The following is an 18,107-nucleotide window of genomic DNA, read 5'->3' as shown; positions in this document are numbered from 1 at the left end:
TTACTCTTGCTTTTTGATGAGTTGGGAGCTATCCAAAAACTCTTCAATGGTAATCTTCGGGGTTCCATAAAGGTAGATACTGGCATCTCCCGTTGAGTGAATGTTAATGTCGCCAAATGCATACACCCTTGCATTGGCATTCCCCGCCGCTTTTAATTCGCAAGAGCCTATTTGCATGGCCTCGCCCTTATATTTGGCGTAGTCGAGCAAACTGGCGCTCAACCTATCCGATGTGCCTTCCATGGCCAAAGAGGAATTTCCTTCCAAATCCAAAACACCAGCATTTATTTGCGCATACACATAGGCCTGTGCCCTTTTGTTGAGGTTAACGTTCAATGAATCGACCTCGACATGGAAATCTCCGCTGCTGGTATCTTCCAGATTAATATCCATGACCGCAGCATTTGCTTTGATATCCAACTTGGTATTGTTGAAGCCATCCACGAACAGCTCATTGGATTCAATCACATCTTGAGAAATTATTGCTCCGTTTTTAACCGTTATGGCTTTCAATTCAGTGTAGTTAACAGTTATGGTAAGTTCTTTTTTCCTGGTAATATTGTAATAGGAACTAATGACCAAGGTGCCTCCCTCCACCTCAAATTTTAGGACATCGATAAGGTTGTCATCGGCGGAAATGTGATACCCCGGCCCCAAGGCCTTGTTCAAATTGATTTCGAGGTCGTCGTTCAATATTATGGCATCAAATGGTGGAAGCTCCTCGCTTACTTGTGTCACAATTCGGCTGCCCTTGATCTTGGGTTTACGCTGGGCCATTGAGATTAGTGGAGCCAAGGCCAACAATAGGATAAGTAACTTTTTCATGACGGTTCTCTTTTGATGGGGAAATGCCTTTTAAAGATATACATTTCACTTCAAAATCCATTTCCATAAAAAAAGCCCATCCAAAAACGGACGGGCTCTTTCACTAATATAAATGTATTTTTTAATGGTTGAGTTCTTCTTCATTCTCTTGAAGCGGAACGTTTTGCGGAACAAAATCCTGTCCTGCAATGATGTACTCCCCATTTTCGTATGTTTTACTGTAATCGTATGCCCAACGGTAAACATGAGGAATCTCCCCAGGCCAGTTTCCATGGATATGCTCTTGAGGAGTTGTCCATTCCAGTGTATTGGAACCCCAAGGGTTCACAGGTCCTTTTTTACCGTAGAAGATACTTGAGATGAAGTTGTAAACGAATATCAACTGCGCCAAACCTGCAATGATAGCAAATACGGTCATCAATACCTGAACGTTCGTCAACTCATCGAACATTGGGAAGGCCGTGTTCTCATAGTAACGACGTGGCACCCCTGCCATTCCCACAAAGTGCATTGGGAAGAATACCCCATAGGCACAAACTGCGGTAATCCAGAAGTGGACATAACCCAAGTTCTTGTTCATCATGCGTCCTTGGAACATTTTTGGGAACCAATGGTAGATTCCTGCGAACATTCCATATAAGGCCGATATACCCATTACCAAGTGGAAGTGGGCCACAACGAAGTATGTATCGTGAACGTTGATATCCAAGGTACTATCACCCAAAATGATACCTGTCAAACCTCCTGTGATAAAGGTTGACACCAGGCCAATGGAGAACAACATCGCTGGGTTCAGCTGTAGGTTACCTTTCCAAAGTGTGGTGATATAGTTAAATGCTTTTACCGCTGATGGTATGGCGATCAAAAGGGTCGTAAACGTAAATACAGAGCCCAAGAACGGGTTCATACCGGATACGAACATGTGGTGTCCCCATACGATGGTGGATAGGAATGCAATCGCCAAGATAGAGGCGACCATTGCCCTATATCCAAAAATAGGTTTTCTAGCGTTGGTTGACATCACTTCGGAAGTAATACCCAATGCAGGTAACAATACGATGTATACCTCAGGGTGTCCCAAGAACCAGAACAAGTGCTCGTACAATACGGGCGAACCTCCTTGGTAGTGCAATACTTCTCCTTGGATAAAGATATCCGATAGGAAGAACGATGTACCAAAGCTTCTATCCATGATTAACAACAAAGCTGCTGACAACAATACCGGGAAAGATACCACACCGATAATCGCAGTCACAAAAAATGCCCAAATGGTCAAAGGAAGGCGGGTCATCGACATTCCTTTTGTCCTAAGGTTTATTACGGTCACAATGTAGTTCAACGATCCCAACAAAGAGGACGCGATGAATATGGCCATGGATACCAACCAAAGTGTCATACCCATACCTGAACCTGGTTGTGCCATTGGAAGTGCACTCAATGGTGGATAGATGGTCCAACCTGCTGCTGCAGGTCCAGCTTCCACGAACAAGGAAATGATCATGATCACGGATGAAACAAAGAACATCCAGTAAGATAGCATGTTCATGAACCCAGATGCCATATCCCGTGCACCGATCTGCAGTGGAATCAACAGGTTACTGAAGGTACCACTCAATCCCTGTGTCAATACAAAGAATACCATGAGCGTACCGTGAATGGTCACCAATGCCAAATAGATATCAGCGTCCATTACACCGTCTGGGGCCCATTTGCCCAATACAGCCTCAAAAATCCCGAAAGATTCGCCTGGCCATGCCAATTGCATTCTAAACAACAACGACATAGCAATACCAATGAATCCCATGATTAGACCGGTAATCAGATATTGCTTGGATATCATCTTATGGTCCTGACTGAAAATGTATTTCGTTACGAAGGTTTCCTTATGGTGATGTCCATGATCATCGTGGTGATCATCATGACTTACATGGGCTACTTCAGACATATTCCAATTAATTTTTTTCGTTATTCTTTTTTGTTAGTTATTCTACCGAAGCTGTTTCGTTCAATTCCACATCAGCAACTTCCGTTGTGTTGGAAGCTTGGGCTGTTTCATCGACCATCACGGTTTCTTTGAACGTTTTCTGCTCAGCAATCCATTTATTGTACTCTTCCTCGGTTTCCACTATAATCTTCATCTGCATGTTATAGTGTGATTTTCCGCATATTTTGTTGCACAACAATACGTAATCGAACTCCCATGGATCCTTGGCATTCTCTGCACGAATCGCATTGGTCCTTTTTACCTTATCAACGATATCAGGGTTCAAACGCATATCCTCCGTGGTCACGGTAGGCGTGAACGAAAATTGTGTGATCATTCCGGGAACACAGTTCATTTGAGCTCTAAAGTGGGGCATGTAAGCAGAGTGCAATACATCTTGAGACCTCATTTTAAAGTTCACTTTCCTACCTACGGGCAGGTGCAATTCCTTTACAATGATATCATCTTCGGCATTTGGATCGGATTCATCCAAACCTAGTACATTGGCATTGTTGATATCTATCAATCTAACATTGGCATTACCGAGCACGTTGTCATCCCCAGCATACCTGGCGGTCCAATTGAATTGTTGGGCGTAGAGTTCCACGACCAATGGGTCATCATCCTCGTTCACGTCCATGATGTTTGTCCAGGTGTAGAGTCCCCAAAGAATCAAACCTGCCAACACGATCACGGGAATAATGGTCCAGATAAACTCCAATCTATCATTATCTGCGAAAAACAACGCTTTTCTTCCCTTTTGCCCCCTGTACTTGTAACCAAAGTAGTGCAATAGGGCCTGGGTCACGGTTTGCACAAAGAAGATGATCCCCATGGAAACCAACATCAATTGATCGTAATCCCCACCATGTTCGGATGCAGCCTCTGGCAAAAGCATTTTTGCGTACTTGGCAAAGCTGAAAATAGTGATCCCATAAATAAAAATGAGGAAGGCGAACAAAAGGTAACCATTGTTCTTGTTATCGGAATCGTTCGCAATCTCAGCGCGTTCTGTTTTAGTTTGCGATAGTTCAAAAATCTTGGTCATTTGCCAAATCGCAATCGCAACTAATACTAAAACAGCTAATGTTAATAATGCAGTCATCGTTTATCTATCTAAGACTTAAATCGTAATCTATTAATAATGAAAATGTCTACTCTCCTCAATGAACGGGTTTCGCTTGGGCTGTAAGGGCGCCTTTGTCAAAGCCGTGAACACCCAGTACACAAACAAACCTCCGAAGAACAAAATACCACCAATCTCTGGCAATCCAATGAACCATTGGTCACCAACCGTTGCAGGCATTATCATATTAAATATATCCAAATAGTGGCCAAATAGCACCACAATACCGGTCATGATAACAAACCAGTTGATTCTTTTGTAATCACTGTTCATAAGCACCAACAATGGGAATACAAAGTTCAAGGCCAACATACCGAAGAAAGGCAGTTTGTAATCCTGGAACCTTGCCACATAGTAGGTTACCTCTTCAGGAATATCCGCGTACCAAATCAGCATGAACTGGGAGAACCAAAGGTAGGTCCAGAAAATACTGATACCGAACATGAACTTGGCCAAATCGTGGATGTGGCTGTCATTCACTTGCTCTAAATATCCTTTTGATTTCAGGTAAACCGTTACCATGGCGATCACAGTGATACCAGATACGAACATGCTGGCAAATACATACCATCCGAACAACGTACTGAACCAGTGTGGATCCACACTCATGATCCAGTCCCAGGACATCATGGACTCAGTAACCAAATAGAATACCAAGAAACCTGCCGACCATCTAAAGTTCTTTACAAAGTTGCTGTTATCATCAGACTCATCCTGAGCCAAGGACAATTTTCTCGAATATTGACGGTAGAAAATCCATCCACCCAAGAATATGGCAGCTCTTATCAAAAAGAAAGTTGGGTTCAAGTATCCTGCTTTTCCTTGCAACAATTCATCGTGGGCCACAACTTCCGGGTCCATCCACACAAACATGTGGTTCATGTGCAGTGCGGAAAGCAATAAGATCACAAATACAATGATTCCACCGGGAACCAAGTATGCGGTAATACCCTCCATGACCCTAAAAAGCAATGGGGACCACCCTGCTTGCGCAGCGCGCTGTATGGCATAAAAGGCCAAAACGCCCAATGCTATCATAAAGAAAAAGAATGCTGCTACGTAAAGTGCGGACCAAGGACGGTTCTGCAATTGTTGCAACAAATGCTCATCGTGGGAAGAGTCGTGCTCTTCACCGTGTGCTTCGGCTGCTCCGTGACCTTGCTCTTCTCCATGGCTTTCGGCTGCTTCTTCTGCATGCCCTCCTCCATGACCATCGTCATGCACTGCTACCATGGCCTTGGCTTCTTCCACAGTTGATGGGGCAGACATAAAACCAATTACAAGGAATATGAATCCAAGCCCCATGGCTATGAAAGATCCTAGTCTAAGTTTGTTTGAAAAGGTATACATAGTTTCTTCTTATCCTATTATTTTGTTAGGTCTTCCTTTAACTTCATCACGTATTCGGACACTTGCCACATTTCTTTTTCATTAGCGAACTGTGAGGCATAAGAGCCCATGGAGTTCAATCCGTAATAAATAGTGTGGTACGTAGTCCCTACAGTAATATTTCTAGCTGGATCATCGTAGCTGGGAACACCCAATATTTTTTCTCTTTTCACAAGATTTCCTTGTCCATCTCCTTTTGGTCCATGGCAAACGGCACAGTAAATCGCATAAAGCTCTGCTCCTTTGACCATGTTTTCTTCCTGGTTCAAGGAATCCAATGGACTTGTGTTCAATCTTGCTAGTTCCTTACCTTCCGGAGTGTTTTCAAACTCATAGGGCATGTATCCTCGGGAGATGGTACCCGCCGGTGGTACAAGCGCCTCGGTCCCTTCTGGGAACAAGCCGTTGTCAACACCTTGATAGGCCTCATATCCTACAGGTTCGTACATGTTTGGCATGAATTGGTAGTTTGGACTGTTCTTGTCCGCGCAAGATGCTGCGAACAACACAAGAACCAAAACAACACTTATTTTACCTAATTGCTTCATATTATTAAGACTCCTTTTCTGTAACTTTTACTTCCACCGCTCCTGTTTCCCACAACAAGTCGGCAAGTTCATTTTCGTTGTCGTGCAGACCGATTTCCATTAAAAAGTGGTCATCGGTAGTACGTTTATCGGGATTTTCCGCTTTTTTGAACGGCCACATTCTACTTCTAAGGTAAAAAGTAATCACCATCAAGTGAGCTGCGAAGAAAACCGTAAGCTCGAACATAATCGGAACAAAAGCCGGCATGTTCTCCAAGTAACTGAAACTTGGTTTACCACCGATATCCTGCGGCCAATCCTCGATCATGATAAAGTTCATCATGACTATGGCAACCGTCAATCCCAAACATCCGTAAAGGAAAGAGGTTATAGCTATTCGGGTATCTGCCAATCCCATTGCCTTGTCCAGACCGTGGACAGGGAACGGAGTGTACACTTCCTCTATATGATGGTGCTCTGCCCTAACCTTTTTTACGGCATGCATCAACACATCGTCATCGTTGTAAAGTGCTTGTATAACTTTTGATGCCATGATTATTTTTTATCGTTTAACAACTTTGCCTGACCCGCCCAATCATCGCGCTGTGCACGTCCTGGGAACCTTCCGGTAATTGAGTCCAACAAATCATACTCCTTTTCGGTCATTCTAGCGACCTGGGCATAGGTAAATATGCCTATTTCGTTCAAGGTACGTTCCATCTCCGGACCTACACCTTTTATCTTTTTGAGATCGTCCGGGGTCTCCGTGGCTGCGTCGAAGGTACCAATGGTGCCTAGCAGCTCGGATACGCCAACTTTATCGCCGACGGTCGGTTTGGGCTCTCCCATCAACACGTCGTCCGTTATCGGCTCATCGTAGCTTACCACTTTGTTCACACCTTGTGGCATTTCATACAAAGGCTTTCCTGCATCCCTTAATTTCTTGTATTTCTCTCCTGATGCTTTCAAGATGGATTTTACCTCGGCCTGCGCGATTACAGGGAACGTTCTAGAGTACAACAGGAACAACACGAAGAAGAATCCTATGGTCCCGACAAAGATTCCGATATCCACGAAGGTCGGGGAGAACATCGTCCAAGAGGATGGCAAGTAATCCCTGTGCAAGGAGGTAACGATAATCACGAAACGCTCAAACCACATCCCTATGTTCACCACAATGGAGATAAAGAAGGAGAACATGATACTGGTACGCAATTTTTTGAACCACATGAACTGTGGCGAGAATACGTTACAGGTCATCATGGACCAGTAAGCCCACCAGTAAGGTCCGGTAGCCCTGTTCAAGAAAGCATACTGCTCATACTCCACTCCGGAATACCATGCAATGAACAACTCCGTGATATAGGCACATCCCACGATGGAACCCGTAATCATGATTACGATATTCATCAATTCAATGTGCTGTACTGTGATATACGCCTCAAGGCTGCACACCTTACGCATAATGATCAAAAGTGTGTTTACCATGGCAAATCCAGAGAAAATCGCACCCGCAACGAAGTACGGAGGGAAGATGGTGGTGTGCCATCCTGGAATTACCGAAGTGGCAAAGTCAAAAGATACAATCGTGTGTACGGAAAGTACCAAAGGCGTGGCCAAACCAGCCAATACCAAGGAAACTTCCTCAAAACGTTGCCAATCCTTTGCACGACCTGTCCAACCAAAGCTCAACAGGCTGTATATTTTCTTTTGGAACGGTTTTACCGCTCTATCACGAATCATGGCAAAGTCAGGTAACAAACCTGTCCACCAGAATACCAATGATACGGAAAGATACGTTGAAATCGCAAATACGTCCCAGAGCAAGGGCGAGTTGAAGTTTACCCAAAGCGAACCGAATTGGTTAGGGATGGGAAGTACCCAGTATCCCAACCATGGACGACCCATGTGGATAATAGGGAACAAACCTGCCTGAACAACCGAGAAAATGGTCATCGCCTCTGCAGAACGGTTGATCGCCATTCTCCATTTTTGACGGAAAAGCAAGAGTACAGCTGAAATCAGTGTACCTGCGTGACCAATACCTACCCACCATACAAAGTTGGTAATATCCCAGGCCCAGTTAACGGTTCGGTTAAGTCCCCAAACCCCAATACCCGTGGAAACGGTATAAATGATACATCCTAAACCCCAGAGGAATGCCACTAATGCGATGGAAAATACAATCCACCATTGTTTATTGGCCTTTCCCTCAACCGGACGGGCAATGTCCACTGATACATCGTGGTATCCTTTGTCTCCGACCACTAAGGGCTTTCGAATAGGTGCTTCGTAATGCGACGCCATAATTTATCTTCTAGTTACTTCTATTTTTATTGATTAAGCCTCGTTGGTGTTTCTAACTTTCACATGGTAGAACACATTTGGTTTGGTTCCCACATGCTCCAACAAATGGTACATTCTGTCATCTTCCTTCAACTCCGCCACCTTACTGTCATGGTCATTGATATCCCCGAACACCATAGCTCCACTGCTACAAGCCGCAGAACATGCCGTCTGGAACTCGCCATCTTTGATGACTCTTCCATCTCTCTTGGCATCCAGAATGGTCTTTTGGGTCATTTGGATACACATGGAGCATTTCTCCATAACACCTCTTGAACGTACATTCACATCTGGATTGATCACCATTTTACCCAAATCGTTGTTCATGTTAAAGTCAAACTCGTCGTTGTTGTTGTACAAGAACCAGTTGAACCTACGAACCTTATACGGACAGTTGTTGGCACAATATCTTGTACCCACACAACGGTTGTATGCCATATGGTTTTGACCTTGTCTACCGTGGGATGTCGCAGCAACTGGACACACAGTCTCACAAGGTGCATGGTTACAATGCTGACACATTACAGGCTGGAATGCCACTTGCGGGTTGGCAGACGGGTCTTCCATCTCCCTGAATCCGCCTAGGGAACCTTTATCTCCCCAAAGGCCTTCCATTTCTTCCTTCCTCTCATTATCAGCTTCAAAAGTTTCCTCGGAAGAATAATATCTGTCTATTCGCAACCAGTGCATATCCCTGGAACGACGCATTTCGCGTTTTCCAACAACAGGAACATTGTTCTCTGCATGACATGCTATAACACAAGCACCACAACCGGTACATGCGTTCAAATCGATGGACAAGTTAAAGTGATGCCCAACGCTTCTATCAAATTCTTCCCAAAGATCCGCATCTGGAGAAGTCACAGGAATTTCCTGATGGTTCAAGGTAACGTGCGGCATTGGGTTCCACTCTGCGTGGTCTTTGGTATTGAAGATTTCCAAGGTGGTTTCCTTGATGATATCCCCTCTACCCATCAATGTTTTATGGGATTGAATACAAGCGAACTCATGCTCGCCGCCTGCTTTTTCAACAGTTACGGACTGCACATCGGAGAAGTTGCCATACAAAGTATAGGCATTTACCCCAGTAGCCATCTCTTCTTGCATTCCTGCTTTCTTACCATAACCGAAAGATAGACCAACAGTACCTACCGCCTGACCTGGCTGAATGATTACCGGAACATTTTCCAACACTTTACCATCCACGGTCAATTTCACGTAACTACCATTGACACCACCATCGGCCTCAATGCTGTTTTCAAGCCCCCAAGACTCTGCATCCGCTTTGGAAACGGTTACATAGTTATCCCAAGACACCCTGGAAATCGGGTCGGGGAACTCCTGCAACCAAGGGTTGTTCGCTTGACGACCATCCCCCATTCCAACTTTGGAATAGAACACCAATTCAGTACCTGGGCTAGTTGCATTCACCAAAGAACGGATTGCAGAAGCAATCGGCACTATCTCGGGCTGTTCTACTTCAGCATCTGCCTGAACAGACTCAGCTTCAACATCCTCCATTACCATTACTGGCGCTGCGAACACACCATCTTGCAAGGCCTTGTTCCAAGAACCGCCCTGAAGAATATTCGTGTTCCAAGTTTCTTTGATGTATTCGTAATATGTTTTCTCAATGCCCATCCATGTCAAAAGGGCTGTTTGAAACTGTTTCGTATCAAACAACTCCCGAATGGCGGGTTGCATCAAGCTGTATTCTCCTTTTTTGAATTCGGCATCACCCCAAGATTCCAAGTAATGTGAGGCTGCAGCCACATAAGTGGACGCTTGAGCCGTCTCATCATTAATAAATGCGAAATCAACGGATACATCCACCTGCCCAAGCCCCGAAAGGAACTCGTCAGCATTCGGCAATGTATAGGCTGGGTTAACACCATCCATAATCAAAGCCCCAACACGACCTGCATTCATGTCAGCAATCAATTTGCTCACTTTGGCAGCATCGCCCTGACGCACATATTTTGGTTTTTCTGGATCAAAAGCCTCACTTGCCAACAATTTGTTGATGGCCAGTACGACAGTTTGCGCATTTTCATCATTCAGACCACTTACAACAACTGCTTTGCTGCCTGCTTTTTTGATTTCGGCCGCAACCTTATCAACAGCTTCATCCACATCGGAAGTACCTCCACCAACATTGCTGCCATTCAACTTGCCGTACAATTTGGCAAGGGCAATCTTTTGTTGCGTAGGGGTCATCGGGTATCGCTTGTCGGCATTGGCACCTGTCAAGGACATATTGGACTCCAACTGTACGTGCCTGGACATTTTCCCATTTTTGGGAACACGGCCCTTGGCATAACCTGTATCGTATCCGCCACCTTGCCAATCACCAAGAAAATCTGCTCCGAAAGAAACAATCAAACCTGCTTTCTCAAAATCATAATCGGCCAAGGCGCGCTCACCATAGGCTTTATCATACGCATTCAAAGCAGCATCTTCGGAAATGGCATCGTAAACCACGTGGTTCACATTGTCTCCGTAAGCCGCTTTAAATTCAGCTATCAATTTTGTGGTCGATGGACTGGCATAAGTCTGGGTCAACAGCACTACTTGCTTATTGGAACCTTTCAACGCATTCAACTTCGCCTTCACGGTAGCATCCAACACTTTCCACTCCACAGGCTCTCCTTTGGCCATAGGCCCTTGGACCCTTTTGCTGTCATACAAAGTCAACACAGACGCCTGCACTCTTGCATTGGCTCCGCCATTAACTTTGGCATCGGTATTATTTTCAATTTTGATAGGCCTTCCTTCCCGGGTCTTTACCAAGATACTGGCAAAATCAAAACCATCGGCAATCGTGGTTGCATAGTAATTGGCAACACCGGGAACGATATTGTCCGGCTGAACCACATATGGGATGGATTTGTGAACCGGGCCTTCGCACGCTGCAACTGTAGCTGCTGCCGTACTGAAACCTACATATTTCAGGAAATCCCTACGGGATGTGTTTGAGGCGGACAAATTTTCCTTGTCGCCCAAAAATTCATCAACGGGAATCTCTTCGGTAAACTCGTTGTTTCTTAGCGCCTCAACAATGGAATCGTTCGGATTCAACTCCGCTTCACTTTTCCAATATTTTTTGTTTGATGCCATACGATATATCTGAGATTATCTTCTTTTAATTCTTAATAGTGACACTTTCCACATTCCAGACCACCCATCATAGCAGCGGTCAACTCCTCAACACCATACTTTTTGGACAACTCCTCGTGGATTGCCTCATAATAGGCATTGCCCTGTACCTTGACATTGGTCTCCCTGTGACAGTTGATACACCATCCCATGGTCAAAGGAGCGAATTGCTCCACAACTTCCATTTCCTCAATCGGACCGTGACAAGTTTGACACTCAACACCGGCAACTGAAACGTGCTGGGAGTGATTGAAATAAGCAAAGTCAGGCAATTGATGGATTCTCACCCACTCCACCGGCTGTGTCTCGCCCGTGTAGCTCTGGTTTTCTTCATCCCATCCCACTGCCTTGTATAGTTTTTTGATCTCTCCAGTATAGAACTCATTGGTATGCCCTGCGGCCAAATCCTCTGCAGATGGTCCTTCTGGATTACCTGTGTATTCGTAGATTGACTTGTGACAGTTCATACACACGTTCAAGGAAGGAATCCCTGAAGTCTTGGACACCCTTGCAGAAGAGTGACAGTACTTACAGTCCACGTTGTTATCACCAGCATGGATCTTGTGCGAGAAGTGAATGGGCTGGACCGGAGCATACCCCTGATCAACACCGACCTGCATCAAATATCCATAAGCGAAATAAGCACTACCCAACAACAAGAAGACCACTGTTACCAAGACCAAGAACTGGTTCTGGACAAAAGCCTTCCAAATGGGCAAACGCTTTTCTTTTTCTTTTTCGAGCACCACCCCATTGGCTTCGGCTATTCTGCGCAAGGTCTTGTTCACCAAGATCAACATGATAACCAAAAGACCGAACACCAAGGCCAAGGCCCCAAGGATCATCTCATTTGAGATACCCGAAGTGGAACCTCCCGAACCTTCGCCACCAGCAGGCGTTGCAGCAGCTGTTTGGGCAGGCGCTTTTGGAGGAGCGGCCGTATATGCCAAAATATCATCGATATCCTCATTGGACAATGTCGGGAAAGGCGTCATCGCAGCCTGATTGTACTCGGCGTAAATTTTGTTTGCATAGGCATCCCCGGAAGCAATTACCCCAGGACTGTTTTTCACCCATGCATAAATCCACTCCTTATCCAACCCCTCGTCTTCAGCCAATCTTGTCTCCACATTGGCCAAGGCCGGACCAGTCATCTTCCTGTCCAAGGAGTGACATGCGGCACAGTTCTGATTAAAGAGTTGCTTTCCTTTTACTGGGTCTCCCCCTGTTGCATCAGCAGTTTCTTCCGTAGCTACATCAGCGGCAGCTTCGGTTTCTTCCTGTGCATAAAAAGATGATGAGAATAATAGGAGAGTTAAACCTAAAACTTTAGAAAATAGATGGCGGTATAAAACCTTTTTCATATTCGTGAAATTTCTATCGAAATCTTTGGCATGATTCTTTCTATTGAGTATTAGAGCAATAGCTTTTTACCCTACCAAGAATGGCAACAAAAGTAAGACATACAGTCATTTTTTGAAATCTTAAGGTATTCATAACACATAATTTATAAAGATTCTAAATAACTTGCGCTCGACTTGCTTAACCTTTAATAATCTACATTTGCAGTAAGCATAAATCATACAACACGTAAATATCATGAAAACGGCTGTATTTAGCACCATTTTAATTGCTTTGACAACTCAAGTTTTTGCACAGGACGGACAGGTAACGATTCAACAAGATCCAAAAATCAACGAGTTGGTTAAATTGTACGCCAAAGTGAACGCAAACACTGGGTTTTATCAAATTCAGGTCGGTTTTGGCAACTACGCCAGAGCCCAAGATCTATTGAGCCAAGTAGAGATTGATTTCCCCGATTGGTATTCCAAAATAGAGTTTGAATCGCCCACCTACCGTGTTAGGCTTGGAAGGTTCAAAACCAAATTGGAGGCCGAAAGAAAGTACTTGGAAGTCCGAAAAAAATATCCCGACGCCATGCTCCTGAAACCGGAGGAAAAAGAAAATAAATCATAAAAAAATCCCGCCTTTTGCGCGGGATTTTTTATTCCTGATTAATATCATTTTACAGTTTTTTCTTCACTGCAACTTCTTGGAAGGCTTCCACAATATCCCCTTCCTTGATATCATTGTAGTTCTTGATCTGCAATCCACAATCATATCCTTTGGATACTTCCTTCACATCATCCTTAAATCGCTTCAAGGAAGCCAACTCCCCAGTATAGATCACGACACCGTCCCTAATCAAACGAATACGTGAATTTCTGAAGATTTTTCCGCTGGTCACCATACAACCTGCAATTGTTCCGACTTTGGAAATCTTGAAGGTCTCCCTGATCTCTGCGTTTCCGGTAACTTCCTCCTTCATCTCTGGGGACAACATACCTTCCATCGCATCTTTTAGATCGTTGATGGCATCATAGATAATGGAGTACGTCCTGATATCGATTTCCTCCTTATCAGCGATTGACCTGGCGTTGCCCATAGGACGTACATTAAACCCGATGATAATGGCATCGGATGCACTTGCCAACAAGACATCGGACTCGGTAATCGCACCAACACCTTTATGTATGATATTGACCTGAATCTCATCAGTGGATAGTTTTTGGAACGAGTCGGTCAAGGCTTCCACGGAACCGTCCACATCACCTTTAAGGATGATATTCAGCTCTTGGAAGTCGCCCAATGCAATTCTTCGTCCAATTTCGTCCAGTGTAATATGACGTTGCGTTCTCACGGATTGCTCACGTTGCAATTGCGAACGTTTTGCGGCTATCTGTTTTGCTTCACGCTCGTCTTCCAGCACATGGAACCTATCACCTGCCTGTGGCGCTCCATCCAATCCCAAAATAGAGATTGGCGTGGATGGCCCAGCACTTTCAATATTGTTACCTCGCTCATCTTGCATGGCTTTTACTTTACCACTGCAAGTTCCCGCAAGCACATAATCTCCTATCTTCAAAGTACCGGCCTGCACCAAAATAGTGGCCACATACCCTCTACCTTTATCCAAGAATGCCTCGACAACGGTTCCTGTTGCCAATCTATCCGGATTCGCTTTAAGCTCCAATAGTTCAGCTTCCAACAACACCTTCTCCAACAATTCCTGAACGCCTTGTCCGGTTTTGGCGGAAATATCATGGGACTGCACTTTACCACCCCAATCCTCAACCAATAAATTCATACTGGCCAGACCTTCTTTGATCTTATCAGGGTTGGCTGTCGGCTTATCAACTTTGTTGATGGCGAAGACAATAGGCACCCCTGCTGCTTGCGCGTGACTGATGGCCTCTTTTGTTTGGGGCATGATATCATCGTCCGCCGCAATTACAATAATCGCTATATCCGTTACTTGGGCACCACGGGCTCTCATCGCGGTAAACGCTTCGTGACCCGGTGTATCCAAGAATGTGATTTTTTGTCCGTCTTCAAGTGAAACCCCGTAGGCTCCAATGTGCTGGGTAATCCCACCACTCTCACCGGCAATTACGTTCTCTTGGCGAACATAGTCCAACAAGGATGTTTTACCGTGGTCTACGTGACCCATTACCGTAACGATTGGTGCGCGTGGCTCCAAATCTTCCGGGGTATCCTCGACCTCTTCTATGGTCTCCTCGATTTCTGCGGTAACAAATTCCACTTCGTAACCAAATTCATCGGCAACAATGGAAAGGGTCTCGGCGTCAAGACGCTGGTTCATGGTCACCATGATACCTAGGGACATACAAGCAGAAATAATCTGCGTAGTGGAAACATTCATCATGGTGGCAAGCTCGTTTACTGTAACGAACTCGGTCACTTTCAGGATTTTACTGTCCAACTCTTGTTGTTCAAGATCTTTCTCCGTTTGCTGACGGTGCTGATCCCTTTTCTCCCTACGATATTTGGCCCCACGGCCTTTACTGGATTTACCTTGAAGTTTTTCAAGGGTCTCCCTTACCTGTTTTTGTACTTCTTCCTCGGTAGGCTCCACTTTAGGCGCGGATGAACGCTGTCCTTTTCCTCTGGAACCTCCCCTATTATTTCGACCACCACCTGATTGTGGGCCGTTTTTAACAATTCTTCTACGACGCTTCTTGCGCTCTCCTCCATCGGACGAACCTCCTTTGTTGGAACTTTTGTTGTCCTCTTTTTTCTTCTTCGGCTTCTTGAATTGGGAAAGGTCGATTTTATCCCCTGTAATTTTAGGACCGGAAAGTTTTTGGTACTTGGTTTTTATGGTACCTGACTCGGCATCTTCCGAGCCTTCCTTGCTCTCAGTGGTTTCCTCCTTGGCCTCTACTACCTCCTCTTTCTTTTCCGTCTTTTCCTTTTCAGGAGCCTTTGGCTTCTCCTCTTCTTGGGCTTTTTTCGGTTCGGCCTTCGGAGCTTCTTCTTTCTTCGGCTCTTCTTCCTTGGGTTCTTCGGATTTTTTGTCCAAATTGATTTTACCCACGGTTTTTGGACCGGAAAGCTCTGCCTTGGCTTTTACCACCTGTTGTTCAGACTCTTTCTTCTCTTTGGCCAGCCTACGCTCTTCTTGCTCTTTCTCCATTCGGATTCGGATAGCCTCCTTTTCCTTGCGCTTTTCCTCACCAACTTCCTTGGAAGCGACCTTTTTGCTCTTATCCGTTTGGAACTCATCCAACAGAACTTGATACACTTCATTGGATATTTTAGTGGTAGGACGCGCCTCTACCTCATGCCCCTCTGAGGCCAGGTAATCGACTGCCCTATCCAGTGAAATGTTCAATTCTCTGAGAACTTTGTTAAGTCGTATTGTTGGATTTTCTGCCATAAATAATTTTACTTGCCCTAAATTTTCGCTGCTAATATAAGCCTAATCTTCAAATTCTTCCTTGAGGATGCGAACGACCTCTTGGATTGTTTCTTCTTCCAGATCGGTTCGTTTTACCAAATCCTTCACATCTTGTTCCAAAACGCTGCGTGCGGTATCCAATCCAATCTTCTTGAATTCTTCGATTACCCAGCTTTCGATTTCATCGGAAAACTCGGTCAATTCCACATCTTCTTCAACGCCTTCACGGAACACATCTATTTCGTAACCAGTCAATTGACCGGCCAATCGAATATTATGCCCACCTCTACCGATGGCCTTGGAAACCTCCTCTGGCTTTAGGTATACTTGAGCTGTTTTTTTCTCATCGTTCAATTTAACGGATGTTACCCTTGCAGGACTCAACGCACGGGTCACCATTAATTGTGGATTGTTCGTCCAGTTGATCACATCGATATTTTCGTTGCCCAACTCGCGAACGATGCCATGAATTCTTGAACCCTTCATACCCACACAGGCACCTACGGGATCGATTCTATCATCATAGGAATCCACAGCCACTTTCGCCTTTTCCCCAGGAATACGAACTGCTTTTTTGATAGTGATCAAACCATCGAACACTTCTGGGATTTCCTGGAAGAACAATTGCTCCAAGAATTTTGGCGATGTTCTTGACATGATGATGGCAGGCTTGTTTCCTTTAAGCTCCACACTTTCAATAATCCCACGAACGTTATCCCCTTTCCTGAAAAAGTCAGATGGAATCTGCTTGTCCTTTGGAAGGATGATTTCATTTCCTTCATCATCCAGCAAAATTACGGCACGGTGCCTAATGTGATGCACTTCCGCCGTATATATTTCACCTTCCAAGTCCTTAAATTGCTTGTAGATGGTCGTATTATCGTGCTCATGGATTTTTGAAATCAGGTTTTGGCGCAGTGCCAAAATGGCCCTTCTACCCAAATCGATCAACTTTACCTCTTCCGAAACATCTTCCCCAACTTCAAAATCGGGCTCGATTTTCCTAGCTTCGGACAAAGAAATCTCTTCGTTTGGTTCCTCTACCTCACCATCTTCCACAACAATACGGTTTCTCCATATTTCCAAATCCCCTTTATCGGGGTTGATAATGATATCAAAATTGTCGTCAGAACCAAATTTTTTCTTTAGCGCACTTCGGAATACTTCTTCCAAAATCGCCATAAGGGTAACCCTATCAATAAACTTATCGTCCTTAAACTCCGAAAAGGATTCGATGAGCGCTAGGTTTTCCATTTTCTACTACAATTAAAATTTTAATTTAACTTTTGCCTCTAGAATGTCAGAAAAGGCTATTTCCTGCTTTTTCTGTACTGTAACTTTTCCTTTACCCACGGGCTTGGGCTCTCTGGCCTTCCACTCCAAGGTAATACTATCTGTCGAGGTTGACACCAGTGTACCCTCCAATTGCTCGGAGCCGGTCTTAACCTGTAATTTTCTTCCAATATTTTTATTGTACTGACGCGGCAATTGCAATGGCGAAGTGGCACCCGCGGACGTGACTTCCAAGGAAAAATCCTCTTCTTCACGATCGAGATTGTGCTCTATGGCCCTGCTTATGTCCATACAATCCTGCAAACTAATCCCTTGATCGCCGTCCAAAACCACTTTGATGCTATTGTCGCCTCCCATTTTAAAATCGACCAAGAACAAGGAAGGGTTTTCTTCCAATGCCTTACTGAGCAACAACTCCACTTTATCCTTCAACATAAATGAGAAATCAGTAATAAAAGAGGGGACTCAAGGTCCCCTCATGAATACTTTTATATCCGTTCAGTTTTGCAAATATACAACAAATATTATCGCATGTGCAACCCCTTACCGCACAAAAATCGGGGTTCCCCATCTATTTGTCAATGAATTACCCCAGAATGAAACTCTTTTAAAGCTGGTTTGATTCCGCAATGCCGATTCCACAAAACCTCAGCAAAACAATATCAAAAACAACATTCCCCACATATTTATGGGGTTAAC

The 18,107-nt window shown here is 44.6% G+C and carries 13 protein-coding genes; 1 reads left to right on the top strand and 12 read right to left on the bottom strand.

Annotated elements, in window-relative coordinates:
- The 9 genes from EO132_RS02990 to EO132_RS02950 form a co-directional block, all read right to left on the bottom strand.
- A complete protein-coding gene (locus EO132_RS02990; protein WP_127136529.1) occupies window positions 1-825 on the bottom strand; it encodes a GIN domain-containing protein in 825 nt (274 codons plus the stop codon).
- A gap of 121 nt (window positions 826-946) precedes the next feature.
- Window positions 947-2,770 (bottom strand): cytochrome c oxidase subunit I, encoded by a 1,824-nt coding sequence (locus EO132_RS02985; protein WP_127136528.1) that lies wholly within the window; start codon window positions 2,768-2,770, stop codon window positions 947-949.
- Between the two features lie 37 nt (window positions 2,771-2,807).
- A complete protein-coding gene (locus tag EO132_RS02980) occupies window positions 2,808-3,914 on the bottom strand; it encodes a cytochrome c oxidase subunit II (protein ID WP_127136527.1) in 1,107 nt (368 codons plus the stop codon).
- Between the two features lie 33 nt (window positions 3,915-3,947).
- Complete coding sequence (locus tag EO132_RS02975) at window positions 3,948-5,285, bottom strand: quinol:cytochrome C oxidoreductase (protein WP_127136526.1); 1,338 nt, start codon at window positions 5,283-5,285, stop codon at window positions 3,948-3,950.
- 17 nt (window positions 5,286-5,302) lie between these two features.
- Window positions 5,303-5,872, bottom strand: coding sequence for a c-type cytochrome (locus EO132_RS02970; protein ID WP_127136525.1), 570 nt, complete (start codon window positions 5,870-5,872; stop codon window positions 5,303-5,305).
- A 4-nt stretch (window positions 5,873-5,876) separates the two neighbouring features.
- The gene (locus EO132_RS02965; protein ID WP_127136524.1) at window positions 5,877-6,404 is read right to left on the bottom strand and encodes a DUF3341 domain-containing protein; all 528 of its coding nucleotides are present in this window, start codon (window positions 6,402-6,404) and stop codon (window positions 5,877-5,879) included.
- A gap of 2 nt (window positions 6,405-6,406) precedes the next feature.
- Window positions 6,407-8,158, bottom strand: a complete 1,752-nt coding sequence (gene nrfD, locus EO132_RS02960; RefSeq protein WP_127136523.1) for an NrfD/PsrC family molybdoenzyme membrane anchor subunit — start codon at window positions 8,156-8,158, stop codon at window positions 6,407-6,409.
- A gap of 33 nt (window positions 8,159-8,191) precedes the next feature.
- The gene (locus EO132_RS02955) at window positions 8,192-11,314 is read right to left on the bottom strand and encodes a TAT-variant-translocated molybdopterin oxidoreductase (RefSeq protein WP_127136522.1); all 3,123 of its coding nucleotides are present in this window, start codon (window positions 11,312-11,314) and stop codon (window positions 8,192-8,194) included.
- 32 nt (window positions 11,315-11,346) lie between these two features.
- Complete coding sequence (locus EO132_RS02950) at window positions 11,347-12,717, bottom strand: cytochrome c3 family protein (RefSeq protein WP_127136521.1); 1,371 nt, start codon at window positions 12,715-12,717, stop codon at window positions 11,347-11,349.
- Window positions 12,718-12,952: 235 nt separating this feature from the next.
- Here EO132_RS02950 and EO132_RS02945 point away from each other — a divergent pair, with 235 nt between their 5' ends.
- Window positions 12,953-13,330, top strand: a complete 378-nt coding sequence (locus tag EO132_RS02945; protein WP_127136520.1) for an SPOR domain-containing protein — start codon at window positions 12,953-12,955, stop codon at window positions 13,328-13,330.
- A 49-nt stretch (window positions 13,331-13,379) separates the two neighbouring features.
- Here EO132_RS02945 and infB read toward each other — a convergent pair whose 3' ends face one another.
- The 3 genes from infB to rimP are packed head-to-tail and all read right to left on the bottom strand — an operon-like array spanning window position 13,380 to window position 17,843.
- Window positions 13,380-16,094, bottom strand: a complete 2,715-nt coding sequence (infB, locus tag EO132_RS02940; protein ID WP_127136519.1) for a translation initiation factor IF-2 — start codon at window positions 16,092-16,094, stop codon at window positions 13,380-13,382.
- 42 nt (window positions 16,095-16,136) lie between these two features.
- Window positions 16,137-17,369 (bottom strand): transcription termination factor NusA, encoded by a 1,233-nt coding sequence (gene nusA, locus EO132_RS02935; RefSeq protein WP_127136518.1) that lies wholly within the window; start codon window positions 17,367-17,369, stop codon window positions 16,137-16,139.
- A gap of 12 nt (window positions 17,370-17,381) precedes the next feature.
- A complete protein-coding gene (gene rimP / locus EO132_RS02930; protein WP_127136517.1) occupies window positions 17,382-17,843 on the bottom strand; it encodes a ribosome assembly cofactor RimP in 462 nt (153 codons plus the stop codon).
- Between the last annotated feature and the right edge of the window lie 264 nt (window positions 17,844-18,107).

Origin of the sequence: Flagellimonas oceanensis (genome assembly GCF_003992595.1) — a bacterium.
GTDB lineage: Bacteria > Bacteroidota > Bacteroidia > Flavobacteriales > Flavobacteriaceae > Flagellimonas > Flagellimonas oceanensis.
The sequence above is the reverse complement of the archived record's forward strand: the minus strand, read 5'-3'. Positions and strand labels throughout refer to the sequence as shown.

Coding starts and splice junctions, on each gene's coding strand:
- nrfD (WP_127136523.1), bottom strand. CDS start 8,158: ATGGCGTCGCATTACGAAGCACCTATTCGAAAGCCCTTAGTGGTCGGA.
- EO132_RS02990 (WP_127136529.1), bottom strand. CDS start 825: ATGAAAAAGTTACTTATCCTATTGTTGGCCTTGGCTCCACTAATCTCA.
- EO132_RS02970 (WP_127136525.1), bottom strand. CDS start 5,872: ATGAAGCAATTAGGTAAAATAAGTGTTGTTTTGGTTCTTGTGTTGTTC.
- rimP (WP_127136517.1), bottom strand. CDS start 17,843: ATGTTGAAGGATAAAGTGGAGTTGTTGCTCAGTAAGGCATTGGAAGAA.
- EO132_RS02955 (WP_127136522.1), bottom strand. CDS start 11,314: ATGGCATCAAACAAAAAATATTGGAAAAGTGAAGCGGAGTTGAATCCG.
- EO132_RS02985 (WP_127136528.1), bottom strand. CDS start 2,770: ATGTCTGAAGTAGCCCATGTAAGTCATGATGATCACCACGATGATCAT.
- EO132_RS02950 (WP_127136521.1), bottom strand. CDS start 12,717: ATGAAAAAGGTTTTATACCGCCATCTATTTTCTAAAGTTTTAGGTTTA.
- infB (WP_127136519.1), bottom strand. CDS start 16,094: ATGGCAGAAAATCCAACAATACGACTTAACAAAGTTCTCAGAGAATTG.
- EO132_RS02945 (WP_127136520.1), top strand. CDS start 12,953: ATGAAAACGGCTGTATTTAGCACCATTTTAATTGCTTTGACAACTCAA.
- EO132_RS02975 (WP_127136526.1), bottom strand. CDS start 5,285: ATGTATACCTTTTCAAACAAACTTAGACTAGGATCTTTCATAGCCATG.
- EO132_RS02980 (WP_127136527.1), bottom strand. CDS start 3,914: ATGACTGCATTATTAACATTAGCTGTTTTAGTATTAGTTGCGATTGCG.
- nusA (WP_127136518.1), bottom strand. CDS start 17,369: ATGGAAAACCTAGCGCTCATCGAATCCTTTTCGGAGTTTAAGGACGAT.
- EO132_RS02965 (WP_127136524.1), bottom strand. CDS start 6,404: ATGGCATCAAAAGTTATACAAGCACTTTACAACGATGACGATGTGTTG.